Consider the following 23,688-nt stretch of genomic DNA (forward strand, 5'->3'; position numbering starts at 1 on the left):
ACCAAGGGAGAGGTGAGGAGTTGCGTCGGTCGAAACGCAGGACGTCGTTTCGCTCCGTCGTCATCCCGGCGAAGGCCGGGATCCATACCCTCCCGCCTTGTTCAGAGAGCGCTCGCTAACACGTGCCCAGCCGGTATTTATGGGCCCCGGCCTCCGCCGGGGCGACGGGCCATTGCATGCCGCGGCTTGCAGGCGGCTCGGGGCGAAAAGCCAGCAAACCCTCACCCAACCCTCTCCCGCAAGCGGGAGAGGGCTTTTCGGCCGGTGGGGTCTGGACGCCGAGACCGGGCTCCGCCGGCTCCTCTCACGCCAGCGGGCGAGGGCGTTTCGGCCGGCGGGGTTTCGACGCCGAGACTGGGCCCCGTCGGCTCCCTCTCCCGCGCGCGGGAGAGGGTTGGGGTGAGGGGCTTGCTTTAAAACCCGCGCTGCGAAGAGCCACCGGCTTCCAAGCCTCGCCAATCCGCCCTGCGATCCCCATCTAGTGTCGGTGCGCCGCGGCGAAACGCTTGCACTCTGGCCTTTCGCCGCCTATAAGGCGCGCATTCCACACGTGGGGCTCGGGCTCCGGCGGCGATCTTTGCATCGTCCGACGGAACCCACCGGTGTCGCAATCGCGGCTTTCCCCACGGAGGCTGAACCGGTAAACAAGGAGATAGGGCCATGGCTCTTCCGGATTTCTCTATGCGTCAGTTGCTTGAAGCTGGCGTCCACTTCGGTCACCAGAAGCACCGCTGGAACCCGAAGATGGCACCGCACCTCTATGGCGTGCGCAACAACATCCACATCATCGACCTGGCCCAGACCGTGCCGATGCTGCACCGCGCCCTCCAGGCTGTCAGCGACACCGTCGCCGGCGGCGGCCGCGTGCTCTTCGTCGGCACCAAGCGCCAGGCTTCCGAGCCGGTCGCTTCGGCTGCCAAGCGTTGCGCTCAGTACTATGTCAATTCGCGTTGGCTCGGCGGCATGCTGACCAACTGGAAGACGATCTCGCATTCGATCCAGCGCCTGCGCCACCTCGACGAGCTGCTCTCGTCGGACGTGCAGGGCCTGACGAAGAAGGAGCGTCTGACGCTGTCGCGCGAGCGCGACAAGCTCGAGAACGCGCTCGGCGGCATCAAGGACATGGGCGGTATTCCGGACCTCCTGTTCGTCATCGACACGAACAAGGAAGCCCTGGCGATCCAGGAAGCCCGTCGTCTGAACATCCCGGTCGCGGCGATCATCGATTCGAACTCCGATCCCGATGGCATCACCTACCCGATCCCCGGCAATGACGACGCCGGCCGCGCCCTGACGCTCTATGGCGACCTCGTCGCCCGTGCAGCGCTCGACGGCATCATGCGCGCTTCGGGCCATGCCGGCGTCGATCTCGGCGCCCAGGACGAAGTCTACGAAGAGGCGCTGGCCGAGGAAGTTCCGGCTGAGGAAGCTCAGGCCGAGGAAGTTCCGGCCGCTCCCGCCGCCTAAGTCATCCCGCCGTCACGCATCTCTGCGTGGTGTTGGAACTGAGGACAAACGCAGCCGGGCGCTTTTGCCCGGCTGTTCGTTAGAAACACGAGAAAACGAGGCAGACGATGACCATTTCCGCTTCGATGGTGAAGGACCTGCGCGAGAAGACCGGCGCAGGCATGATGGATTGCAAGGCGGCGCTGATCGAGAACGGCGGCGACGTCGAGGCTTCGATCGACTGGCTGCGGACCAAGGGTCTCGCCAAGGCTGCCAAGAAGGCCGGCCGCGTCGCAGCGGAAGGCCTCGTCGGCGTCGCGGCGTCGGGCACGACCGCCGTTGTCGTCGAAGTCAACTCCGAGACCGACTTCGTGGCGCGCAACGCCGAGTTCCAGCAGGTCGTGCAGAACGTGGCCCAGGCCGCTCTCGCCACCGACGGCTCGGTCGCAGCGGTTGCCGCATCGAACTTCCCGGGCTCCGACAAGACCGTCGAAGACGCGATCACCACCGCGGTTGCGACGATCGGCGAGCACATGAACCTGCGCCGTTCGGCCGCCGTTTCGGTGACCGATGGCGTCGTGGCAACCTATGTCCACTCGGCCGTCGCGCCGAACCTCGGCAAGATCGGCGTTCTCGTCGGCCTGCAGTCGACGGGCGACAAGGACAAGCTGGTTGCCCTCGGCCGCCAGGTTGCGATGCACATCGCCGCCACCAACCCGCTTTCGGTCCGCAGCGAAGATCTCGATGCCGACGTCGTCGCGCGCGAGCGTTCGGTCTATGCCGAGCAGGCGCGTGAATCCGGCAAGCCGGAAGCCATCATCGAAAAGATGGTCGAGGGTCGCGTCCGCAAGTTCTACGAGGAAGTCGTCCTTCTCTCGCAGGCTTTCGTGATCAACCCGGACCTGACCGTCGAGAAGGCGCTGAAGGCTGCCGAGGCGGATGTCGGCGCGCCGATCGAACTCACCACCTTCGTCTCCTTCCGCCTCGGCGAAGGCGTCGAGAAGGAAGAGTCCGATTTCGCGGCCGAAGTGGCCGCCGCAGCGGGCACCAAATAATTCGGGGAACATCCGTTCCTTTGCGAGAAAAGACAGGGCGCCGGATGACATCCCGGCGCCCTTCGTGTATCCGAAGGCGCCTTTCATAAAGCGAAGAGGAAGCAAGCATGGCGGAGTCGGTCCGTTTTCGACGTGTCCTCCTCAAGGTCTCTGGCGAAGCGCTTCTCGGTGATCAACCCTTCGGTATCGATGAGAAAGTCATCGACCGGATCGCGGGGGAAGTCGGCCAGGCAGTGGAACTGGGCGTCGAAGTCGGCCTCGTCGTCGGCGGTGGCAACATCTTCCGCGGCATGACGATCGCCAAGGCGGGCGGCAACCGCGTCGCCGGCGACCATATGGGCATGCTCGCCACGGTGATGAATGCGATCGGCATGCATGAGGCGCTGGAGCGCCGCGGCATCTCCTCGCGCGTCTTCTCGGCCGTGCCGATGCCCACCATCTGCGAAACGTTCAGCCAGCAGCGCGCCGAGCGGGCGCTGAAGCGCTCCAAGGTCGTGCTGTTCGCCGGCGGCACCGGCAACCCGTTCTTCACGACGGATTCGGGCGCGGCGCTGCGCGCGGCCGAGATGGGCTGCGACGCCCTGTTCAAGGGCACACAGGTGGACGGCATCTATTCCGCCGATCCGCGCAAGGACCCGAACGCCGTCCGTTTCGAGCGCATTACCCACGCCGAAGTGCTGGCGCGCGGGCTGCAGGTCATGGATACGGCCGCTGTGGCGCTGGCCCGTGACAACGGCATTCCGCTTGTCGTATTTTCGATCCAGGAACCCAACGCGTTCGTCGACATCCTGCGTGGCCAAGGCCGCGCGACGATTGTCGCTGACGAGTGATGCGCGCCTCGGTAATCTCCGACGCGCACCAAGTATAAAGAGGATGCCATGAACTTGGACGACCTGAAACGCCGCATGGACGGCGCCATCTCGGTCCTGAGGACAGAACTCGCAGGCCTTCGCACCGGCCGCGCCTCGTCGGGAATGCTCGACCCGATCATGGTCAATGCCTATGGCTCGCATATGCCGATCACGCAGCTCGCGACGATCAGCGTGCCGGAGCCGCGGCTGATCATGGTCCAGGTCTGGGACCGCGCCACCGCATCCGCCGTCGAGAAGGCGATCCGCGAGTCGAGCCTCGGGCTCAACCCGGTCGTCGAAGGCCAGGTCTTCCGCATTCCGATCCCGGAGCTCAACACCGAGCGCCGCATGGAATTCGTCAAGGTCGCGCACAAATATGCCGAGTCGGCCCGCATTTCGGTTCGCCATGTCCGTCGCGACGGCATTGACGGCCTGAAGAAGGCGGAGAAGGACGGCAGCATGAGCGAGGACGACAGCCGCAAGATGTCGGACAAGGTCCAGAAGCTCACCGACGACACCATCGCCGAGATCGACGCGGTCCTCGCGGCGAAGGAAGCGGAGATCACTCAGGTCTGACCAGGGCGGATTAGCCATGAACTCGAATGCCGACGATTCGGGCGCCGAGCTTCTGGCGAAACCCTCTGACGCAGCGGTTTCGCCGCTGAGCATTCCGCGCCATGTCGCCATCATCATGGATGGCAATGGCCGCTGGGCACAGGGGCGGGGCCTTACCCGCACCGAAGGGCACCGGCGTGGAATGGAGGCGGTTCGCGCCGCCGTCGAAACGTCGCGCGAGCTCGGCGTTTCCTATCTGACGCTGTTCAGCTTCTCGTCGGAGAACTGGTCGCGGCCGCCGCTGGAAATCCAGTTCCTGTTCGGCCTGCTGCGCCTGTTCATCCAGCGCGACCTGGCCAATCTGCATCGCAACGGCGTACGCGTCACCGTCATTGGGGATCGCGTCCGCTTGTCGGCCGATATCCGCTCGCTGCTTGAGCAGGCCGAGAAGTTGACCCGCGACAACACCGGCCTTCGCCTGGTCATCGCCTTCAACTATGGCGCGCGCGACGAGATCACCCGCGCCGTGCGCCGCCTGGCCGAGGATGTCGCCAACGGTCGGCTGACGCCGGACGCGATCGACGAAAACACCATCCGCTCCCGTCTCGATACGGCCGACATGCCCGATCCCGACCTGGTGATCCGCACCAGCGGCGAAATGCGGCTGTCCAATTTCCTGCTCTGGCAGGCGGCTTATGCCGAACTCGTCTTCCTGCCGGCCTATTGGCCTGATTTCGACCGCGCGGCCTATCTGCAGGCGGTCGAGGAATATTCGCGTCGTGCGCGGCGCTTTGGCGGGATTGCCGCCCGGAGGAGCGGTTGAAATCCCAGCATCCCGTGGGCGTGCCCGCGAATGACGACGGCAAGCCCCGTCGAAGCGATCTGACGCTTCGGGTGTGGTCGGCCGCTGTGCTGATTCCGCTCGCTTTGGTGGTGACCTGGTGGGGCGGCCTGCCGTCCTTCCTGCTGGTGGCCCTCGTCTCCGCGATCGTCTTCGCCGAATGGGCGAACATTGTCGGCCGCTCGCCGCGGTTGCTTCCCTCGACGACCGACGTTTCGGTCGGCATCGCCTTTGTCGCGCTCTCGGCGATCGTCGCCGGGTTGCAGGGCTTCGGCGCCGGCCTCGCCGTGCTCATCGCCGGCATTGTCGGCGTCGCGCTGCTGTCGCGTTCGGCCTGGCTTGCCGGCGGCGTCGCCTATGCTGGCCTGCTGGGCGTCTGCCTCGCGGCGCTGCGCAGCGATGGCGCCGATGGCCTCACCGCCGTGGTCGTGCTGCTGGTGCTGGTCTGGGGCACGGACAGCTTCGCCTATTTCGCCGGCCGCACGATTGGCGGGCCGAAGCTCTGGCCCCGCGTTTCGCCGAAGAAGACCTGGTCCGGCTCGATTGGCGGCCTCGTCGGCGGCGTACTGCTCGCGGCCTTGACGGCGATGCTGTTCGGCGTCCGGGTCGGTCCGGTGCTGGTGCTGGTCCTGGCGCTGCTCTCCATCGTCTCCCAGGCGGGCGACCTGTTCGAATCCGCGATCAAGCGGCATTTCGACAAGAAGGATTCCGGCTGCATCATCCCCGGCCATGGCGGCATGATGGATCGGGTCGATGGCCTGATCTTCGCCGCCATCGGCGCCGCGCTGATCGGCGCCCTGCACGGCGGCAACCACCATATCGGCCAGGGGCTGCTTTCATGGTGAGAAGCCCTGCCTTGCCGGCGGGGCGGACGCGTGCCGACAAGGCCCGCCGCACCCTGTCGATCCTGGGCGCCACCGGCTCGATCGGGCGCAGCACCGCCGACGTTGTTCTTCAGCATCGGGATGCCTTCGACGTCGAGGTCGTGACGGCCCAGAGCCGGGTCGACGAACTGGCCGAGATGGCGATCCAGCTTGGCGCGCGGCTCGCCGTCATCGGCGATGTCACGCGTCTTGAGAGCCTGCGCGAGCGGCTGGCCGGCACGGGAATCGCCGTTGACGCCGGCCCGGCGGCGATCGTCGAGGCAGCGTCGCGTCCGGTCGATCTCGTGGTCGCCGCGATTGTCGGCGCGGCCGGGCTGGAGCCGACGCTCGCGGCCATCGATGCCGGCGCGGATATCGCGCTCGCCAACAAGGAATGCATGGTCTGCGCCGGCGCGCTGTTCAACCGTCGCGCAGCGGCGGCCTCGGTGCGCGTGCTGCCGGTCGATTCCGAGCATGACGCCATCTTCCAGTCGCTGGAAGCCAACAACCTTCGCGCTGTCGAGCGGATCACCATTACCGCCTCGGGCGGCCCGTTTCGCACCGCCACGCTGGACGAGATGCGTCGCGCCACCCCCGCCCAGGCGCTGAAGCATCCGCGCTGGGCGATGGGGCCGAAGATCTCGATCGATTCGGCGACGATGATGAACAAGGGCCTCGAACTGATCGAGGCGCACCATCTGTTCGATATCGAATCCGCCCGGCTCGACGTGCTGGTGCACCCGCAGTCGGTCGTGCATGGCTTCGTCACCTATGCCGACGGATCGGTCATCGCGCAGCTCGGCGCCGCCGACATGCGCATTCCAATCTCGCATTGCCTGAACTGGCCGCGCCGTGCCGAAACCGCGACGCCGCGGCTGGATCTGGCGGCGCTGGGCACCCTAACCTTTGAAAAGCCGGATTTGGAGCGCTTTCCAGCGCTCTCGATCGCGCGAACCGCGCTGGAAAACGGCGATTGGGCCACCAATATTCTGAATGCTGCCAATGAGGTGGCCGTCGCGGCGTTTCTGGATGGAACCATCGAGTTCCTGGAGATCGCGGCGACCGTCGAGGCCGTGCTCGAACGAGCGACCGCGACGGTCGGCGGCACGGTTCTGGATACCGTCGAGGCGGTGCTGGCGCTGGACGGCGAAGGGCGGCGCCTGGCCGCCGAGCGAATTGAATTCCGAGGACGGCGCGCCAGCTGACGGCGCTGCACGCGAAAGCGGAAAGGTGATGTGAGGAATGGATTTTCTGGCCCCTCTGGGACATTTCGGATCGAGCACGCTCGGCTACCTGATTCCGTTCCTCTTCGTTTTGACCATCGTGGTGTTCTTCCATGAGCTGGGCCACTTCCTGGTCGCCCGCTGGTGCGGCGTGCGGGTCAAGGCCTTTTCCATCGGCTTCGGCCCCGAGCTGATCGGCTTCAACGATCGCCGCGGCACGCGCTGGAAGATCTCGGCCATTCCGCTGGGTGGCTACGTCAAGTTCCTCGGCGACGAGGACGCGGCCAGCACGCCGAGCCGCACGGCCATCGACGCCATGCCCGAGGAAGACCGCAAGGACACCTTCTTCGCCAAGAATGTCTGGCAGCGCGCGGCCATCGTCGCGGCCGGCCCGATTGCCAATTTTATCCTCGCCATCCTGATCTTCGCCGGCATCTTCACGATCTATGGTCGCGAGGTGACGAGCGCCCGGGTCGACCAGATCGTCGCGGGAGGCGCCGCCGAGGCGGCCGGCTTCCAGGTTGGCGATCTTGTGCTGTCGATCGATGGCAGCCCGATCTCGTCCTTCAACGACCTGCAGCGGATCGTCAGCGCCAGCGCCGACCAGCCGCTTTCGATTCGCGTCGAGCGCGCAGGCAGCGAAGTCACGCTCTCGGCGACGCCGCAGCGCCGCGAAGTCACCGACCGTTTCGGCAATGTCCACAAGATTGGCCAGCTCGGTCTTTCCCGCAGCGCGACCGGCGGCGACGTCAAGCTCGAGCGCTTCTCGCCGCCCCAGGCGGTCTGGCAGGGCGCCAAGGAAACCTGGTTCATCGTCGAGCGCACCTTCGACTATATCGGCGGCATCTTCACCGGCCGCGAGTCGACCGAGGAGCTGGGCGGACCGATTCGGGTCGCCCAGGTCTCCGGACAGGTTGCGACGCTCGGCGTGGTGGCGCTCATCAATCTGGCAGCAATCCTGTCGGTATCGATCGGCCTGCTCAATCTTTTCCCGGTGCCGATGCTCGATGGCGGCCATCTGCTCTTCTATCTCTTCGAGATCATCCGCGGTCGCCCGCTGAGCGAACGGGCCCAGGACATCGGCTTCCGCATTGGCCTCGCCGCCGTGCTCATGCTGATGATCTTCACAACCTGGAACGATATCATCCACTTGAGCTCTCTTTGAGGGAGCGTGGCCCGTTGGCAACGGACGGTTAAATTCCGTCGTGCCACTATGGGGCTCGGCTTGCGATCGGTACGGGCGCATGCCACAAAGCTGCAGTTGATCGGTCCGGTACGAATCCCGTCTCGGGGCTCGATCTGGGAAGTCAGAATAGAGCAGGGCGTTTGAACCCAATGAATTCCTTCAAGACTTTCACGCGGGGAGCGGCCCGTGCCGCGGTCATGACAGTGGCCGTGCCGGCGCTTGCCGCGCAGATGTCCGTCATTGGGGCAACGCAAGCCCACGCTGACGTAGTGCGTAACATCGTCGTGCAGGGCAACTCGCGCGTCGATCCGGAAACCGTCCGCAATTACTTGACGATCGAACCGGGCCGTAACTTCGGCGCGGCCGAGATCAACGAGTCCGTCAAGGCGCTTTACGGCACCGGCCTGTTCTCCGACGTGAAGATTTCGCGTCAGGGCAACAACCTGGTTGTCAGCGTCAAGGAAAACAACGTCGTCGGCACCGTGCGCTTCCAGGGCAACAAGAAGCTCAAGAAGGACATGCTGCAGCCGATCATCGAGACGAAATCTCGTGGGGTGTTGACCCAGGAGAAGCTCGATGGCGACGTGGAGCGCATCAAGGAAGCGTATCGCCGCAACGGTCGTTCCGAGGCCGGCGTCACGGTCCAGACGACGCCGCGCGACAATGGCCGCATCGACGTCACCTTCGTGATCAACGAAGGCACGCGCACGGGCATCGCCAGCATCGACTTCGTCGGCAACAAGGCGTTCTCCAACAGCCGTCTTCGCGACACGATGACGACCAAGCGGACGAACATCACCAGCTGGCTGTCGAAGCGCGACACCTTCGATGAATCTCGCTTCCAGTCCGACCAGGAACTCATCCGCCGCCTTTACATGCGCAACGGCTTTGCCGATTTCCGCATCGTTTCGGCCGAGGCGAATTTCGACGAGGCGGCCAACCGCTATCGTCTCGTGATCACCGTTGATGAAGGTCCGCGCTACCGTTTCGGTACCGTCAACGTCGACTCGTCGATCCCGGAAGTGGACGCCGCCAATCTCAAGGGCCTGGTCCGCACCCGTGAAGGCCGCGTCTTCAACGCGACGCTGATCGAGCGCACGACCGAAGACCTGAACACGGCTGTCGCCCGCAAGGGTTACTCCTTCGCGCAGATCCGTCCGCGCGGCGACCGCAACTACGAAAACCACACCATCGATCTGACCTATCTGATCGATGAGGGTCCGCGTCTCTATGTCGAGCGCATCAATGTGCGCGGCAACACCCGGACGCGTGACTATGTCATCCGTCGCGAGTTCGACCTGTCCGAAGGCGATGCGTACAACCGCGTCATCATCGACAAGGCCGAGCGTCGCCTCAAGAATCTTGGCTACTTCAAGACCGTCTCGGTCACGACCCAGCCGGGCAGCACGCCCGACAAGGTTGTCATCGACGTGCAGGTCGAGGACCAGTCGACCGGTTCGTTCCAGGTCGGCGGTGGCTACACCACCGATCAGGGCGGCGGCTTCATCGCTTCCGTCTCGATGACCGAGAAGAACTTCCTCGGCCGTGGCCAGTACCTGAAGGTCTCGGTTGGCGGCGGCGTCGACGATCGCACGGCGAACCTCTCGTTCACCGAGCCCTACTTCCTCGGTCGTCGCATGTCGCTCGGCTTCGACGTGTTCTACAACCAGGCCAAGGATACGGATTTCCGTCCGTACAACATGGACAGCTGGGGTGGCACGGTGCGTCTCGGCCTGCCGATCACCGACGACTTCAACGTCCAGTTCAACTACAAGCTGGTGCAGCGCGACGTCACGTCGTACGGCAGCTCGTATAACGGTGACGGCCCGCTTCAGCCCGGCAATCCGCCGCCGAATGGCCCGAACGGCCTGCTGCCGATCCTTTACCCGCAGGGTTCGTGGATCAACTCGTCGGTCGGTTATCAGCTGACCTACTCGACGATCGACAATCTGCAGGATCCGCATGACGGCGTGTTCCTGCGCTTCGCCCAGGACTTTGCCGGTGTCGGTGGCGACGGCCAGTTCATGCGTAGCATCATCGATGCGCGCTACTACAAGGAACTGTGGCCCGACAGCGGCGTCATCGGTTTCGTCAAGGGCGGCGCCGGCAACATCACCGGCCTCGGCAAGGACGTGTCTGTTCTCGACAACTTCTTCCGTGGCGGCGAGACGATCCGTGGCTTCGAATCCTTCGGTTACGGCGGCCGTGTTCAGGGCGTCGACGACGACTACCCGATCGGTGGCAAGAACTACTGGAACGTGACGGCCGAAGCGCAGTTCCCGCTGCCGTTGTTCCCGGAAGAGTTCGGTCTGCGCGGCGCCGTGTTCGCCGATGCCGGCTCGCTCTGGGGCTCGGATCTCGAAGGGCTGCCGGCCGGCACCTACCTCCAGGACGACTCGACGATCCGTTCGTCGGTCGGTGCCTCGGTCATCTGGAACTCGCCGTTCGGTCTGCTGCGCGCAGACTTCGCGGAGGCTCTCACCAAGGCCGACTACGACAAGACGCAGGTCTTCCGCTTCAGCGCTGGCACCCAGTTCTGATAGCCTCTATAGAAATCTGATAGGCCGCCGGGTGAGCCGGCGGCCTTTCTATTTGTGGACCTTCGCGGCATGACAGATCCCGTCTTCTTCGTTCCGTCAGGCCCGATCACGCTCGATGACATCGTTGCCCTCACGGGCGCGCGGATCGCCAACGGCATTGATGGAAGCCGGCAGGTCCTGGGTGTCGCCCCGCTGGATCAGGCCCGTTCGTCGGACCTGACCTTCATCGACAATCCCCGTTATACGCCGCTGCTGGCGGCAACCCAGGCAGCCGCCTGCTTCTGCTCGCCGAAGCACGCCGCCGCCGTGCCGGCTGGCGTCGCCGCGCTGGAGACCGCCAAGCCCTACGAGGCTTATGTCGCGGTCCAGACCAAGCTCTATCCAACCTCGCTCCGGCCTGCGATCGTCTATGGCGAGGGCATTTCGCCGGCGGCGCATGTCCATCCAAAGGCCCGCCTTGAATCCGGCGTGACGATCGAGCCCGCCGCCGTCATCGGCGCGGATGTCGAGATCGGCTCCAATACGGTGATCGGCCCCGGCGCGGTGATCGGCGCCGGCGTGCGCATCGGCCGCGATTGTTCGATCGCCGCTGGAACAACCGTCACCAATGCCTTGATCGGCAACAGGGTTATCCTGCATCCGGGCGTACGCGTCGGCCAGGATGGCTTCGGCTACCAGATGAGCGCCAAGGGCCATGCCAAGGTCCCGCAGATCGGCCGCGTCGTCATCCAGGACGACGTCGAGGTCGGCGCCAACACGACGATCGACCGCGGCGCGAATCGCGACACGGTGATCGGCGAGGGCACCAAGATCGATAACCAGGTTCAGATTGGCCACAACGTCGTGGTCGGCCGCCACTGCATCATCATCTCGCAGGTGGCGCTGGCCGGCAGCGCGACGCTGGGCGATTTCGTGGTGCTCGGCGGCAAGGTCGGCGTGCTCGGTCATGTGACGGTCGGCTCCGGCGCGCAGGTCGCGGCGACGGCGAGCGTCAAGGATGATCTGGCAGCCGGCGGCCGCTATGGCGGCGCGCCCGCGCGCAATGTCCGGGAATGGTACCGCGAGGAAGTGGCGATGCGCCGCCTCGCGCAGCGGGAAATCAAGTCCGGGCACAACAAGGACAGTGAGGGGGAATAATCCCATGACCGAAGACGCCAAGGTGCTGGCCACGGCCGACATCCACAAGATCCTTGCGCTGCTGCCGCACCGCTATCCGTTCCTGATGGTGGACCGGATCGTCGATATCGACCGTGACGAGAGCGCCAGGGGCATCAAGAATGTCTCCTTCAATGAGCCGCATTTTCAGGGTCATTTCCCCGGGCATCCGGTGATGCCGGGTGTCCTGATCCTCGAGGGCATGGCGCAGACGGCCGGTGCTATCTGCATCGCCAATGCCGGCAAGTCGGGCCCGCCGGGTGTCGTCTACCTGATGACGATCGACGGCGCGAAGTTCCGCAAGCCGGTGGTCCCCGGCGACGTGCTCGAATATCACGTCCGCAAGACGCGCTCGCGCGGCGCGGTCTGGAAGTTCCAGTGCGAGGGTATCGTCGCAGGCGCCAAGGTCGCAGAGGCTGAGATCAGCGCCATGCTGATTGATCAGTGAACGGAGCTTCATGAGCAACATTCATCCCACAGCCGTCATCGAGGATGGGGCCCGTCTTGGCGCCGATGTCCGCGTCGGCGCATTCTCCCTGATCGGCCGCGACGTCGTGCTCGGCGATGGCGTAGTGGTCCAGAACCACGTCTCGCTCACCGCCCGGACCACGGTCGGAGAGGGCACGGTCATCCATCCCTTCGCCTCGATCGGCGGCAACCCGCAGTCCGTCCATTACAAGGGCGAGCCGGGGCTGGTGACGATCGGCCAGAAATGCGTCATCCGCGAGAACGTCACGATCAGCATCGGCTCGGTCGGCGAACGTCGCGAGACCAAGGTTGGCGATCGCTGCTTCCTGATGACCGGCGTGCATATCGCGCATGATTGCCAACTCGGCAACGACGTCATCATGGCCAATTGTGCGACGCTGGGCGGCCATGTCGAGATCGGCAACAACGTCTTCCTCGGCGGCCTCTGCGCGTTGCACCAGTTCGTGCGCGTCGGCGACCAGGCGATCATCGGCGGCCTCTGTCCGATCTGGCACGACGTGATCCCGTTCGGCGCCGTCCGCGAGGGCGCGGAAGGCCTGGGCGGACTCAACATCATCGGTCTGAAGCGTCGCGGCTTCGACCGGCCGCAGATTCAGCGCCTGCGCGCCGCCTATCGCGACCTGTTCTTCGGCCCCGGCCAGCTGGCCGAGCGCATCGAGACGGTGGCCGAGCGCTATACCGACGATGCCAACGTCATGCATGTGATCGAGTTCATCCGCAATCGCGGCAAGCGCCGGCTGACGACGCCGCGTTCGGCCGCGACCGAACATCACGACGCGGACGCGTGAGAGGTTGGCCGTGACGGAAGCGGCCCGATCCCAGCCGAGCGCGTCCGATCCGGGCACGCTCGGCATCATCTGCGGTGGCGGCGCCTTTCCGGTCGTCGTCGCCGAGGCGGCGCTCAAGGCCGGGCGCAACGTCTTCCTGCTGCCGATCCACGGTTTTGCCGAGCCCGCCGCCGTGGCCCGCTATCCGCATGAGTGGATCCATATCGGCGCCTTCGGCAAGCTTTCTTCCGTGCTCAAGCGCAATGGCTGCCGCCAAGTGGTCTTCGTCGGCACGGTGCTGCGCCCCAGCATCCGCAAGCTCCGGGTCGATTGGGGCTCGCTGAAGCTGCTGCCTCGCGTGCTCGGCATGTTCCGGGGTGGCGACGATCATCTTCTCTCCGCCGTCGGCCGCATTTTCGAGGAAAACGGCTTCGAGCTGGTGGGCGCGCATGAAATCGCGCCGGATATCCTCGTGCCGGCGGGTGTGCTGGGCGCGCATCAACCGGGCGCGGACGATCTCGCCGCCGCTGAGTTCGGCCGCGACGTGGTGCGCGCTCTGGGGCCGTTTGATATCGGGCAGGGGGTCGTTGTCGGCGGCCGCCACGTTCTGGCGGTCGAGGCGGCGGAAGGCACCGATCTGATGCTCGCGCGCTGCCGCGAACTGCGCGCCATTGGCCGGATCAAGCTGCATGGCCGCGCCGGCGTCCTGGTCAAGGCGCCCAAGCCCAGTCAGGACCGGCGGCTTGATCTGCCGTCGATCGGCCCGCGCACCATAGAGCTTGCTGCCGAGGCCGGGCTTGCCGGCGTCGCGGTCGAGGCGGGCGGCGTCATCGCCGCCGAAATCGAGGCCATCGTGCGCATCGCGGACGAAAAGGGCCTGTTCATCATCGGACTCGACAAATGACCCTGCCGGCCAGCAAGCCGCTCGACGTCTTCATCATCGCAGGCGAAGAATCGGGCGACATCCTCGCCGCTGGGCTGATGCGCTCGCTGGCCGAGAAGCGTCCGGGGCCGGTGCGCTATCGCGGCGTCGGCGGCCACCGCATGACGGCGGCGGGTCTTCGCGGCCTCTATCCGATGGACGATCTGACGGCGATGGGCTTCAGCGCCGTGCTCGGCAAGCTGCCGACCATCCTGAAGCGGATGCGCCAGACGGTCGAGGCGATCGTCGCCAACCCGCCCGATATCCTCATCCTGGTTGATGCGCCCGATTTCACCCACCGCGTCGCGGCGCGGGTGCGCCGGCGGCTGCCCAACCTGCTGATCGTGAAATATGTGGCGCCGACCGTCTGGGTCTGGCGGCCGGGCCGGGCCCGCGCGATGCACGGATCGATCGACCATGTGCTGGCGCTGCTGCCCTTCGAGCCCGAGGCCATGTATCGCCTGGGCGGGCCGGAGACGACCTATGTCGGCCATCCGCTGCTGAGCGAGATCCCGGACCTGCAGCCGACGGCTGGCGATCTCGCTCTGCGCAATGGCGAGCCGCCGATCCTGCTCGTGCTGCCGGGAAGCCGCCGCATGGAACTGAAGCGGCTCGGCGAGCCATTTGGCGAGGCCCTGGCCCTGTTGAAGGCGCGGGGGCATGATTTCAAGCTGGTGCTGCCGACCTTGCCGCGTCTGGTCGACCGCGTCACCGAGATGACACGGGACTGGTCCGTGCGGCCCCATATCGTGGCCGGCGAGGAGGCCAAGCTGGCGGCGTTCCGCTCGGCCCGGATGGCGCTGGCCGCCTCCGGCACGGTGACGCTGGAGCTGGCGCTGGCCGGCGTGCCCTTCGCCGCGGCCTATCGCGTTCCCGGCTGGGAGGCGCGGCTGGTCAAGTATTTCATCACCGGCCGCTTTGCGACGCTGCCCAACATCATCCTGGACGGGCCGGTCGTGCCGGAGCTGATCCAGCATGACTGCACGCCGCAGAAGCTGGTCGCGGCGCTGGAGCCGCTGATCGCCGATGGCCCCGCGCGCCAGGCCCAGCTCGACGGCTTCGCGCGCCTCGACGCGCTGATGAGCACGGGCGGCGTCCCGCCCTCCGACCGCGCCGCCGACACGGTGCTGACCTTGCTGGCCGCTCGCGGGTAGGGGGTTTCTGCGCCTGCGCGGCCCTTCCTCTTCCTGAATCCACCCTCGCCGTCATCCCGGACGGAGCGAAGCGGAGATCCGGGATCCATCCTGCCGGGTTGGAGGGAAGGGGTGGCCGGAGGCAATTCACCGCGACGCCCAAGGCCTCGGCTGAATGGATCCTGGGTCAAGCCCAGGATGACGGCGAGGATGGGACGAGGGCCGGAGCGACACGCCGCAGGGCGCATGCGCGGCCGCCACCCTCTCCCGCGCGCGGGAGAGGGCTGGGGTGAGGGGTTTGCTTCCAACCCCTTGGCCGGGATGACCGCCGCCGTCACGGGCCGCGTAGAGCAAACAAAAAAGGGCGCCCGAAGGCGCCCTTTTTGCATATCAGAACCCCAACGCCTTAGTGGCGCTTGGAGACCGGGACGTAGTCGCGCGAGGCGGCGCCCGTGTAGAGCTGGCGCGGACGGCCGATGCGCTGGCTCGGGTCCTCGACCATTTCCTTCCACTGCGCGATCCAGCCGACGGTGCGGGCGAGCGCGAACAGCACGGTGAACATGGTCGTGGGGAAGCCCAGCGCCTTCAGCGTGATGCCCGAATAGAAGTCGATGTTCGGATAGAGCTTCTTCGAGACGAAATATTCGTCATGCAGCGCGATGCGCTCGAGCTCGAGGGCAACTTCAAGGATCGGATCATCGGTGATGCCGAGCTCGCCGAGCACCTCATGGCAGGTCTTCTGCATGATCTTGGCGCGCGGGTCGTAGTTCTTGTAGACGCGGTGGCCAAAGCCCATCAGGCGGAACGGATCGTTCTTGTCCTTGGCGCGGGCGATGTATTCCGGGATGCGGTCGACGCTGCCGATTTCCTGCAGCATGTTGAGCGCCGCTTCATTGGCGCCGCCATGCGCCGGGCCCCAGAGGCAGGCAATGCCGGCCGCGATGCAGGCGAACGGATTGGCGCCCGACGAGCCGGCGAGGCGGACCGTCGAGGTCGAGGCATTCTGCTCGTGATCGGCGTGCAGGATGAAGATCCGGTCCATCGCGCGGGCGAGGATCGGGTTCACCTTGTACTCTTCCGCCGGCACGGCGAAGCACATGCGCAGGAAGTTCGACGCGTAGTCGAGCGAGTTCAGCGGATAAACGAAGGGCTGGCCGACATGGTACTTGTAGGCCATGGCCGCGATTGTCGGCATCTTGGCGATCAGGCGGAGCGAGGCCACCATGCGCTGATGCGGGTCCGAGATGTCGGTCGAGTCGTGGTAGAAGGCGGAGAGCGCGCCGACGACGCCGACCATGACGGACATCGGGTGCGCGTCGCGGCGGAAGCCGGTGAAGAAGCGCGACATCTGCTCGTGGACCATCGTGTGATAGGTCACGCGCTGATCGAAATCGGCCTTCTGCGCCGCGGTCGGCAGGTCGCCATAGAGCAGCAGGTAGCAGGTCTCGAGGAAATCGCCATTCTCGGCCAGCTGCTCGATCGGGTAGCCGCGATAGAGCAGAACGCCCTTGTCGCCGTCGATGAAGGTGATCTTGCTGTCGCAGGCACCGGTCGACGTGTAACCGGGGTCGTAGGTAAAGCGTCCGGTCTTGGAATAGAGCGAGCCGATGTCGATGACGTCAGGGCCAAGGGTGCCTTGCTTGACGTCGAAGTCCCAGGACTCGCCACCAACTGTGAGTGTCGCTTTGGTTTCGCTCATGAAACCTACCCCCTTGAAGAATTGTTTTGTTCGGGCGGGTGCTCGCGCGCGTGTCATGCGTGAATCTGGCAGCGCTGCCGAGAAAATTAACGGTCCGATGGGTATCCGATTTATTGCACCGCGGCAAGCGGGCCTAGCTTGGCCTATAATAAGGCTTTGATATCAACGGGACGTCGCGGCAGGCGGCGGTTCGCTCCTGCCGCGGCGTCGGTTTTCAGAGCGCCTGGTCGGCGATGCGGCCGAGGCTTTCCTCGCGGCCGAGCACGATCAGCACGTCGAAGATTCCCGGCGACGTCGCGCGTCCCGTCAGGGCCGCCCGCAGGGGCTGGGCGATCTTGCCGAGCTTCAGCTCGCGCGATTCTGCGAACGCTTTGACCGCCTCTTCGGTTGCCTCGACGGTCCAGTCATTGACGCCGGCCAGCACGTCATGCACGTCCTTGAGCAGCGCGCGGGCATTGGCGTCGAGGATGGTCGTCGCCTTCTCGTCCAGCGCCAGCGGGCGCTGCACCATCAGGAAGTTGGCGCCGTCCTTGAGCTCGACCAGCGTCTTGGCGCGGTCCTTGAGACCCGGCAGCGCCATGCGCAGCTGCTCGGTCTTTTCCGGCGTGAGCTGCACTTCCATCGCCTCGCCGCCCGGCAGATAAGGCAGGGTCTCGAGGAAGATCTTCAGCAGCGTCTCGTCATCGGTCGCGCGCATGTAGTGGCCGTTCAGGTTCTCCAGCTTGGCGAAATCGAAGCGGGAGGCGGAACGGCCGACATCGACGATGTCGAACCACTCGATCATCTGGTCGAGCGACATGATTTCATCGTCGCCATGCGCCCAGCCGAGGCGGACGAGATAGTTGCGCATCGCCTCGGGCAGGTAGCCCATGGCGCGATAGGCGTCGACGCCGAGCGCGCCATGGCGCTTCGACAGCTTGGCGCCGTCCGAGCCGTGGATCAGCGGGATGTGCGACATCACCGGCACGTCCCAGCCCATGGCGTGGTAGATCACCATCTGTCGTGCGGCATTGGTCAGATGGTCGTCGCCGCGGATGACATGGGTGACGCCCATGTCGTGGTCGTCGACCACGACCGAGAGCATATAGGTCGGGTTGCCATCCGAGCGCAGTAGCACGAGATCGTCGAGATCCTTGTTCGGGATCACGACGCGGCCCTGCACCTGATCCTCGATCACGGTCTCGCCGTCGAGCGGCGTCTTGATGCGGATGGCGGGCTTGACGCCGGCCGGCGCCTCGGACGGGTCGCGGTCGCGCCAGGTGCCATCATAGCGCGGCGCACGGCCCTCGGCCCGCGCCTTCTCGCGCATGGCGTCGAGCTCGGCCGGCGTGCAGTAGCAGCGATAGGCCTTGCCCGCCGCCAGCAGTTCCTCGACCACCTCGCGGTGGCGCGGCGCGCGGGCGAACTGGAACACGGTCTCGCCCTCCCAGTCGAGGCCGAGCCACTTCAACCCGTCGATGATGGCCTCGATGGCGGGTTCTGTCGAGCGCTCGCGGTCGGTGTCTTCGATCCGCAGCAGCATCTTGCCGCCCGTATGCTTCGCATAGAGCCAGTTGAACAGCGCGGTGCGGCCACCGCCAATGTGCAGGAACCCGGTAGGCGAGGGGGCGAAGCGGGTGACGACCGGTTTGGACATGGACTGTTCTCGATGTGCGGGAAGCCGCAAGGGGCATGGAGTCTCGCCACTCGGCGATCTGCGGCTGGTCATGTAGCATAGGGGGGCGCAGGGGCCAAACGGGTTTGGGAGCGCCCGGCCTGTTTGCCCAGCTGCGCAAAGGCGGGGGCATGGCTGAAAGCGATCCGCGCGAGGAGGAGGGCATAAGCGACGAGCCGGCCCCGGTTCGCGCGCGCCGTTTCCTTGCCCCCGTCGCCATCCCGCCAAGCTTTCGCGCCGCCGTCGCGCTCGATCGGTTCTGGCTCGGCGCCGGCGCCTGGCTGGAGCGCGAGATCGAGGCCGGGCGTGGCTTTCCCTGGCTGCCCGTCGCCTTCGGCATCGGCGCGCTGATCTATTTCGCGCTGCCCTCCGAGCCTTCGATCCTGGCGCTCGCCGCCCTTGCGGTCCTGCTCTGGGGGCTGGCGGTGGCGCGCCGGCACCGCACCGCTTCCGTGCGCCTGCTGATCGTGCTCGCCATGGCCGCGACCGGCGCCAGCGCGATCAAGCTGCGCACCGACACGCTGGCGACCCGCGTGCTGGAGCGGCAGGTGACGGGCACGGTCACCGGCTGGGTCGAGGAGCGCAAGGCGCGGCGGGGCGGCTATCGCCTGACCGTCCGGGTCGCCGGCCTCGACGCCAAGCGCGTGACGGTCATCCCGCAGCGCGTCACCGTGACGGTGCGGGGGAAGTCGGCCCCGGCGGTCGGCGACGGCATCAAGGTGCTGGCGCGCTTGCGGCCGGCATCCGGGCCGGTGCTGCCGGGCGGTTATGATTTCGCGCGCGATTCCTATTATCGCGGCATCGGCGCCACCGGCTTCGGCTATGGCGCGGCGCAGCCGGCCGAACTCGGCCCCGCGCCGCTGTCGATCCGCCTGCGCCAGCCGCTGGAGGCGGTCCGGGAGGCGATCCGCGCCCGCATCGTCGCCAATCTCGATGGCGAGAGTCGCTACATCGCCTCGGCGCTGATCATCGGCGATGCCGGAGGTCTCTCGGAGACGACGGAGGACGATCTGCGCCTCTCCGGCCTCGCGCATGTGCTCTCCGTCTCTGGCCTGCACATGGTTTTGGTGACCGGCGTGGTGTTCTGGAGCGTGCGGGCCGGGCTGGCGCTGATCCCGTCGCTGGCGCTGCGTCGGCCGATCAAGAAATGGGCGGCGATCGCGGCACTGCTGGTCAGCGGCTTCTACCTGCTGATCTCCGGTCTCGACGTCGCCGCCCAGCGCTCCTTCATCATGACCTCGATCGCCTTCCTCGCCATTCTGCTCGACCGAAGGGCGATCTCGATGCGCAATGTCGCGCTGGCGGGGCTGGTCGTGCTGGCAATCACGCCGGAAAGCATCCTCTCGGCCAGCTTCCAGATGTCGTTTGCCGCCACGATCGCCCTCGTCGCCGGCTTCGAGATGCTGGCCGACCGCCGGCGCAACAACCCAGCGCCGCGTCTCGGCGCCCGCAGCGGCGCGGCCGGCTTGCCGAGGCGCGCTTTCCTGTTCGTCGCCGGCATGGCGCTGACCTCGCTGCTCGGCGGCCTCGGCACGACGCCCTTCGCGCTTTATCACTTCCAGCGCATGGCGCCGCTGTCGATCCTGGCCAATGTCGCGGCGATGCCGCTCACCGACTTCCTCATCATGCCCTTCGCGCTGCTCTCGGTGCTCGCCATGCCGTTCGGAATGGAGGCGCTGCCCTTCGCGGTCGTGCACTGGGGCATTGACGGCATGCTCGGCGTGTCGGCGACGGTCGCCCGATGGTCGGGTCAATCCGGCGGCGCGGCCATGCCGGGCGTCGCGGCCCTGCTGCTGTTCGTCGGTGGTTTCGTCTGGCTGGCGCTCTGGCGCGAGCGCTGGCGGCTGCTCGGCGTCGTGCCAATGCTGGCGGGAATCGCACTGGCCCTGTTCCCCGTGCGACCGGAGCTGCTGGTCAGCGCGGATGGCAGGCAGATGGCGATCCGGGGCGGGGACGGCCTCTATCGCATCGTCGCGCGCAAGCCGGACCGCTTCGTCAGCGATATCTGGCTTCGATCCGATGGCGACGAGCGGGACGCGAAGGCGGCGTTGCAGGCGGGTGGCTGCGACGCCGCCGGCTGCGTCGGCCAAATGCCGGATGGGAGCTGGGTGGCGCTGGCGCTCGACCGCGCGGCGTTCGAGGAGGATTGCCGCCGCGCCACGCTGGTGGTGACGCCGCTGGCGGCGCCCCAAACCTGCCTCCGCCATACCGCCGTGATCGATCGCGGCACGCTGGAGCGCTCGGGCTCGCTGGCCATGTGGCCGCGCGGGGCTGTGGCGTCATCGGCGGGCGGTTCGGACGGGCCGGTATCCGTAATGGCGGGAACCGCAGGGCCGGAGCCACCCTCGGCGCAATCGGAGACGGCTGTTGCCGAGGCCAGTTCCTTCATGGAGCCGCGCCGAGCGCGTGCTTCATCAGAGGGGAGTGGCGACGGGCAGGCATCCGAAACGGCGGGAAGGGCGGGACCGAAGTCAACCGAGGCGCAACCGGAGACGGTTGTTGCCGGAGCCAGTTCCTTCATGAAGCCGCGCGGGGCGGGTGCTTCATCGGAGGGGAGTGGCGACGGGCAGGCATCCGAAACGGCGGGAAGGGCAGGGCTGGAGCCGCGCGACGCGCGACACGAGCCGGTTGTTGCCGATGCCGGCCTCCCCATGGAGCCGTCGCGCTACGATCTCGTCGAGCGCAATGCCGAGGACGAGGACGTGCTGCCGCCGGAGCCCTCGGCCACAGCTGAGTCACAGACTGCGCCGCCCGATCCATGGCTCGGCCGGCGCTTCGAGATTCGCACCGCCTATGCGCCGGTGCGAAGGCCCTGGATGCCGCCCTATGAGGACGACCCGGCCGATCAGTAGGTCCGCAGCAGCCCGACCAACTTGCCCTGAATGCGGACGCGATCCGGCCCGAAGATCCGCGTCTCATAGGCGGGGTTCGCCGCTTCGAGCGCGATCGAGGCGCCCTTGCGCCGCAGCCGCTTCAGCGTCGCCTCTTCCTCGTCGACCAGCGCCACGACGATGTCGCCGGATTCCGCATTGTCGCTCTTGCGGATCAGCACCGTGTCGCCGTCGAGGATGCCGGCCTCGATCATCGAATCGCCGCGTACTTCGAGCGCGAAATGCTCGCCGCCGCGCAGCATTTCCGGCGGCACGGTGATGGAATGGCTCTGGGTCTGGATGGCCGAGATCGGCACGCCGGCGGCGATACGGCCCATGACGGGGATGATCACCGGCTCGGCGACGTCGTGCATGTCGTCGACCGGGCGGACCTTGCCGAGGCTGCCTTCGATCACGCTGGGCGAGAAGGCCTGCTTCTTCGGACGCGCCATGGCCGGCGTCATCGTCTCCGGCAGGCGGACCACTTCCAGCGCGCGGGCCCGGTTGGGCAGGCGGCGGATGAAGCCGCGTTCCTCGAGCGCCTTGATCAGCCGGTGGATGCCCGATTTCGAGCGGAGATCCAGCGCATCCTTCATCTCGTCGAAAGAGGGGGGAACGCCCGCTTCCTTGAGCCGCTCCTGGATGAACATGAGGAGTTCATACTGCTTCCGGGTGAGCATGTTGATCTCGCGCTGCGGGCATTGCCAAGGGAGTGTCGCCGTACCCCGGACGACGGAGCCGGGCGGGATGGCGGACACGGGAATCATTTAGGTACAAAACGCGAACAGAATAGCTGTTCCCGATGCGTTCCGCAAGACCGGCGCTGGGTTGGGCTCCCGGGCGGGCCGCGTGCGCCGGCGCGAACGGGCGACGTCCGGCGCGTCAGAGGCTGCGGGTCGGCAGCCAGATCGGCAAAGGGTGAACGCGGACAAGCGTGCGCCGTCTTCGCTCGGTGCGAAACGCCTTCTCGCGCCGGCAGCGTTTGGGCGCAAGTCTCCAGATTCTGGATGCCGTAGAGGAAGGTTGTCGCGAAGGGATCGCGCCTGAACCGGCGGCAGCCGGTGATTTTGCGGCGGGCACCGAGATCTCGCACAGCAGTGCGAAATTTATTTTTTCTTGGCGATCGTATCCGGCGCGGCTGCGCTATGGTTCGGACAGGTGATCTTTTCTTGGCAGAGAAAGCCAAGAGCATGACAAAGGATGATCGATCAAGAATAAGGCGATCTCATCGCCAATTTATGGCAATGTATTGTCGGATTTGACACAATTGCACTGTGTCCCTATGGTCTCGATCATCAACTGACACGAGGTTCTATCCGATGATATTCAAATCCGGTGGCATTGCCGCCGCGATCGCCGTTGCGTTTTTGTCCGCCACGAGCCATTCCGCGCTTGCCCAGGGATCCGATCCGCAAGCCACTGACGCCGCCAGCTGCGGCACCGACCGAACCATCGATATCGCCGAGATGACCTGGCCCTCCGCGGCCGCCTTGGCGCATATCCATGCCATCATTCTCGAGAAGGGTTTCGGCTGCAACGTCGAGATCGTCACCGGCGACACCGTTCCGACATCGTCCTCGATGTTGACGCGCGGCAGCCCGGCGGTGGCGCCCGAACTCTGGACCAGCACGATCCAGGAGCCCTGGGCGAAGGGCCTGGCCGACGGCAAGGTCGTCGAGCAGACCAACGCCATCACCGACGGCACCGTCGAGGGCTGGTTCATCCCGCGCTATGTCCAGACGGCGCATCCCGACATCAAGACCGTCCAGGACGTGATCGGCCATCCCGAGCTGTTCCAGGATCCCGAGGACAGCAGCAAGGGGCGGCTCTATTCCTGCCCGCCGGGCTGGGCCTGCGAAATTTCCACCGGCGCTCTGTTCGAGGCGCTGGGCATGAAGGACAAGGGCTGGAACCTGTTCTCGCCCGGCTCCGGCGGCGCGCTGGACGCCTCGATCGCCCGCGCCTTCACCCGCGAAGAGCCGATCCTGTTCTACTATTGGGGCCCGACGGCCATCCTCGGCAAGTATGACGCCGTGCAGCTGGATCTGGGTCCCACCAAGCCGGACGTCTATGCCTGCAACACCAGCCGCGATTGCACCGACAAGCCGGGCGTGACCGCCTATCCGTCCTCGCCGGCCGTTGTCGGCGCGGCGAAGTGGATCGAGAGCGATGCGCCGAACGTCGCCGGCTATCTCGCCAAGGTCGGCCTGACCAACGCCGAGATCAGCGAGATCCTCGTCTATGGCGATGAGAACAAGGCGGACGCCGCGGCGACCGCGCTCAACTTCCTGAAGACCAAGGAAGACCGCTGGATGAGCTGGGTCGCGCCGGAAGTGGCCGCCAAGGTCAAGGCCAGCCTCAACTGACATCGCCGACAGGCAAACGGACGGCCGGGTGGTTTCCCGGCCGTTTCCGTTTTGCCGCTGCCCTGCGCCCTGG

At 66.1% G+C, this 23,688-nt stretch carries 18 protein-coding genes and 1 pseudogene; 16 read left to right on the forward strand and 3 right to left on the reverse strand.

Translation table 11 applies throughout. The annotated features are described in order from the left end of the window. Nucleotides 1-660 precede the first annotated feature (660 nt). The 14 genes and pseudogenes from rpsB to lpxB form a co-directional block, all read left to right on the forward strand. Nucleotides 661-1,458, forward strand: a pseudogene (gene rpsB / locus ACHMWQ_RS13230) (30S ribosomal protein S2); the annotation flags it as partial. A gap of 116 nt (nucleotides 1,459-1,574) precedes the next feature. Continuing rightward, complete coding sequence (gene tsf, locus ACHMWQ_RS13235) at nucleotides 1,575-2,501, forward strand: translation elongation factor Ts (protein ID WP_396307814.1); 927 nt, start codon at nucleotides 1,575-1,577, stop codon at nucleotides 2,499-2,501. A gap of 107 nt (nucleotides 2,502-2,608) precedes the next feature. After that, complete coding sequence (gene pyrH, locus ACHMWQ_RS13240; protein ID WP_396307815.1) at nucleotides 2,609-3,331, forward strand: UMP kinase; 723 nt, start codon at nucleotides 2,609-2,611, stop codon at nucleotides 3,329-3,331. Nucleotides 3,332-3,379: 48 nt separating this feature from the next. Continuing rightward, nucleotides 3,380-3,928, forward strand: coding sequence for a ribosome recycling factor (gene frr / locus ACHMWQ_RS13245; RefSeq protein WP_354548667.1), 549 nt, complete (start codon nucleotides 3,380-3,382; stop codon nucleotides 3,926-3,928). A 16-nt stretch (nucleotides 3,929-3,944) separates the two neighbouring features. Further along, nucleotides 3,945-4,730 carry an isoprenyl transferase gene (locus ACHMWQ_RS13250; protein ID WP_396307816.1) on the forward strand — a complete coding sequence of 262 codons (786 nt, stop codon included), beginning with the start codon at nucleotides 3,945-3,947 and terminating at the stop codon, nucleotides 4,728-4,730. After that, nucleotides 4,727-5,593 carry a phosphatidate cytidylyltransferase gene (locus tag ACHMWQ_RS13255; protein ID WP_396307817.1) on the forward strand — a complete coding sequence of 289 codons (867 nt, stop codon included), beginning with the start codon at nucleotides 4,727-4,729 and terminating at the stop codon, nucleotides 5,591-5,593. Before ACHMWQ_RS13250 ends, ACHMWQ_RS13255 begins: the two co-directional genes overlap by 4 nt. Next, nucleotides 5,587-6,816 (forward strand): 1-deoxy-D-xylulose-5-phosphate reductoisomerase, encoded by a 1,230-nt coding sequence (gene dxr / locus ACHMWQ_RS13260; protein ID WP_396307818.1) that lies wholly within the window; start codon nucleotides 5,587-5,589, stop codon nucleotides 6,814-6,816. Before ACHMWQ_RS13255 ends, dxr begins: the two co-directional genes overlap by 7 nt. A 37-nt stretch (nucleotides 6,817-6,853) precedes the next feature. Next, a complete protein-coding gene (gene rseP, locus ACHMWQ_RS13265) occupies nucleotides 6,854-7,999 on the forward strand; it encodes an RIP metalloprotease RseP (RefSeq protein ID WP_396307819.1) in 1,146 nt (381 codons plus the stop codon). Between the two features lie 290 nt (nucleotides 8,000-8,289). Next, on the forward strand, nucleotides 8,290-10,560 hold the full coding sequence (gene bamA, locus ACHMWQ_RS13270; protein WP_396307820.1) for an outer membrane protein assembly factor BamA: 2,271 nt from the start codon (nucleotides 8,290-8,292) through the stop codon (nucleotides 10,558-10,560). 69 nt (nucleotides 10,561-10,629) lie between these two features. After that, nucleotides 10,630-11,697: a UDP-3-O-(3-hydroxymyristoyl)glucosamine N-acyltransferase gene (lpxD, locus tag ACHMWQ_RS13275; protein ID WP_396307821.1), complete on the forward strand. Its 1,068-nt coding sequence runs from the start codon at nucleotides 10,630-10,632 to the stop codon at nucleotides 11,695-11,697. A 4-nt stretch (nucleotides 11,698-11,701) separates the two neighbouring features. Continuing rightward, nucleotides 11,702-12,163 (forward strand): 3-hydroxyacyl-ACP dehydratase FabZ, encoded by a 462-nt coding sequence (gene fabZ, locus ACHMWQ_RS13280; RefSeq protein WP_354548678.1) that lies wholly within the window; start codon nucleotides 11,702-11,704, stop codon nucleotides 12,161-12,163. 10 nt (nucleotides 12,164-12,173) lie between these two features. Next, nucleotides 12,174-12,992 carry an acyl-ACP--UDP-N-acetylglucosamine O-acyltransferase gene (gene lpxA / locus ACHMWQ_RS13285; protein ID WP_396307822.1) on the forward strand — a complete coding sequence of 273 codons (819 nt, stop codon included), beginning with the start codon at nucleotides 12,174-12,176 and terminating at the stop codon, nucleotides 12,990-12,992. A gap of 10 nt (nucleotides 12,993-13,002) precedes the next feature. Further along, entirely contained in the window at nucleotides 13,003-13,875 is an 873-nt protein-coding gene (locus ACHMWQ_RS13290; RefSeq protein ID WP_396307823.1) for an LpxI family protein, read from the forward strand. Then, a complete protein-coding gene (gene lpxB / locus ACHMWQ_RS13295; RefSeq protein ID WP_396307824.1) occupies nucleotides 13,872-15,047 on the forward strand; it encodes a lipid-A-disaccharide synthase in 1,176 nt (391 codons plus the stop codon). The genes ACHMWQ_RS13290 and lpxB overlap by 4 nt, the downstream gene beginning before the upstream one ends. A 385-nt stretch (nucleotides 15,048-15,432) precedes the next feature. Here the strand turns inward: lpxB and gltA are convergent, their stop codons facing one another. Next, complete coding sequence (gene gltA, locus ACHMWQ_RS13300) at nucleotides 15,433-16,725, reverse strand: citrate synthase (protein ID WP_354548685.1); 1,293 nt, start codon at nucleotides 16,723-16,725, stop codon at nucleotides 15,433-15,435. Nucleotides 16,726-16,939: 214 nt separating this feature from the next. Beyond that, nucleotides 16,940-18,361 (reverse strand): glutamate--tRNA ligase, encoded by a 1,422-nt coding sequence (gene gltX, locus ACHMWQ_RS13305; protein ID WP_396307825.1) that lies wholly within the window; start codon nucleotides 18,359-18,361, stop codon nucleotides 16,940-16,942. A 149-nt stretch (nucleotides 18,362-18,510) separates the two neighbouring features. On the opposite strand from gltX, the gene ACHMWQ_RS13310 reads away from it, so the two are divergent. Further along, nucleotides 18,511-21,231, forward strand: a complete 2,721-nt coding sequence (locus tag ACHMWQ_RS13310; RefSeq protein WP_396307826.1) for a ComEC/Rec2 family competence protein — start codon at nucleotides 18,511-18,513, stop codon at nucleotides 21,229-21,231. Here ACHMWQ_RS13310 and lexA read toward each other — a convergent pair. After that, nucleotides 21,225-21,929 (reverse strand): transcriptional repressor LexA, encoded by a 705-nt coding sequence (gene lexA, locus ACHMWQ_RS13315; RefSeq protein ID WP_354548690.1) that lies wholly within the window; start codon nucleotides 21,927-21,929, stop codon nucleotides 21,225-21,227. The two genes, ACHMWQ_RS13310 and lexA, sit on opposite strands and share 7 nt — an antisense overlap. A gap of 639 nt (nucleotides 21,930-22,568) precedes the next feature. Here lexA and ACHMWQ_RS13320 point away from each other — a divergent pair. After that, complete coding sequence (locus tag ACHMWQ_RS13320) at nucleotides 22,569-23,615, forward strand: glycine betaine ABC transporter substrate-binding protein (protein ID WP_396307827.1); 1,047 nt, start codon at nucleotides 22,569-22,571, stop codon at nucleotides 23,613-23,615. The last annotated feature ends 73 nt before the right edge of the window (nucleotides 23,616-23,688 follow it).

Source organism: Kaistia sp. UC242_56 (assembly GCF_044452255.1).
Taxonomy (GTDB): Bacteria; Pseudomonadota; Alphaproteobacteria; order Rhizobiales; family Kaistiaceae; genus Kaistia; species Kaistia defluvii_A.

Excerpts from the sequence above, each read along its gene's own strand:
- tsf (WP_396307814.1), top strand. The coding sequence starts at position 1,575 with ATGACCATTTCCGCTTCGATGGTGAAGGACCTGCGCGAGAAGACCGGC.
- pyrH (WP_396307815.1), top strand. The coding sequence starts at position 2,609 with ATGGCGGAGTCGGTCCGTTTTCGACGTGTCCTCCTCAAGGTCTCTGGC.
- frr (WP_354548667.1), top strand. The coding sequence starts at position 3,380 with ATGAACTTGGACGACCTGAAACGCCGCATGGACGGCGCCATCTCGGTC.
- ACHMWQ_RS13250 (WP_396307816.1), top strand. The coding sequence starts at position 3,945 with ATGAACTCGAATGCCGACGATTCGGGCGCCGAGCTTCTGGCGAAACCC.
- dxr (WP_396307818.1), top strand. The coding sequence starts at position 5,587 with ATGGTGAGAAGCCCTGCCTTGCCGGCGGGGCGGACGCGTGCCGACAAG.
- rseP (WP_396307819.1), top strand. The coding sequence starts at position 6,854 with ATGGATTTTCTGGCCCCTCTGGGACATTTCGGATCGAGCACGCTCGGC.
- lpxD (WP_396307821.1), top strand. The coding sequence starts at position 10,630 with ATGACAGATCCCGTCTTCTTCGTTCCGTCAGGCCCGATCACGCTCGAT.
- fabZ (WP_354548678.1), top strand. The coding sequence starts at position 11,702 with ATGACCGAAGACGCCAAGGTGCTGGCCACGGCCGACATCCACAAGATC.
- lpxA (WP_396307822.1), top strand. The coding sequence starts at position 12,174 with ATGAGCAACATTCATCCCACAGCCGTCATCGAGGATGGGGCCCGTCTT.
- lpxB (WP_396307824.1), top strand. The coding sequence starts at position 13,872 with ATGACCCTGCCGGCCAGCAAGCCGCTCGACGTCTTCATCATCGCAGGC.
- gltA (WP_354548685.1), bottom strand. The coding sequence starts at position 16,725 with ATGAGCGAAACCAAAGCGACACTCACAGTTGGTGGCGAGTCCTGGGAC.
- gltX (WP_396307825.1), bottom strand. The coding sequence starts at position 18,361 with ATGTCCAAACCGGTCGTCACCCGCTTCGCCCCCTCGCCTACCGGGTTC.
- ACHMWQ_RS13310 (WP_396307826.1), top strand. The coding sequence starts at position 18,511 with ATGGCTGAAAGCGATCCGCGCGAGGAGGAGGGCATAAGCGACGAGCCG.
- lexA (WP_354548690.1), bottom strand. The coding sequence starts at position 21,929 with ATGCTCACCCGGAAGCAGTATGAACTCCTCATGTTCATCCAGGAGCGG.
- ACHMWQ_RS13320 (WP_396307827.1), top strand. The coding sequence starts at position 22,569 with ATGATATTCAAATCCGGTGGCATTGCCGCCGCGATCGCCGTTGCGTTT.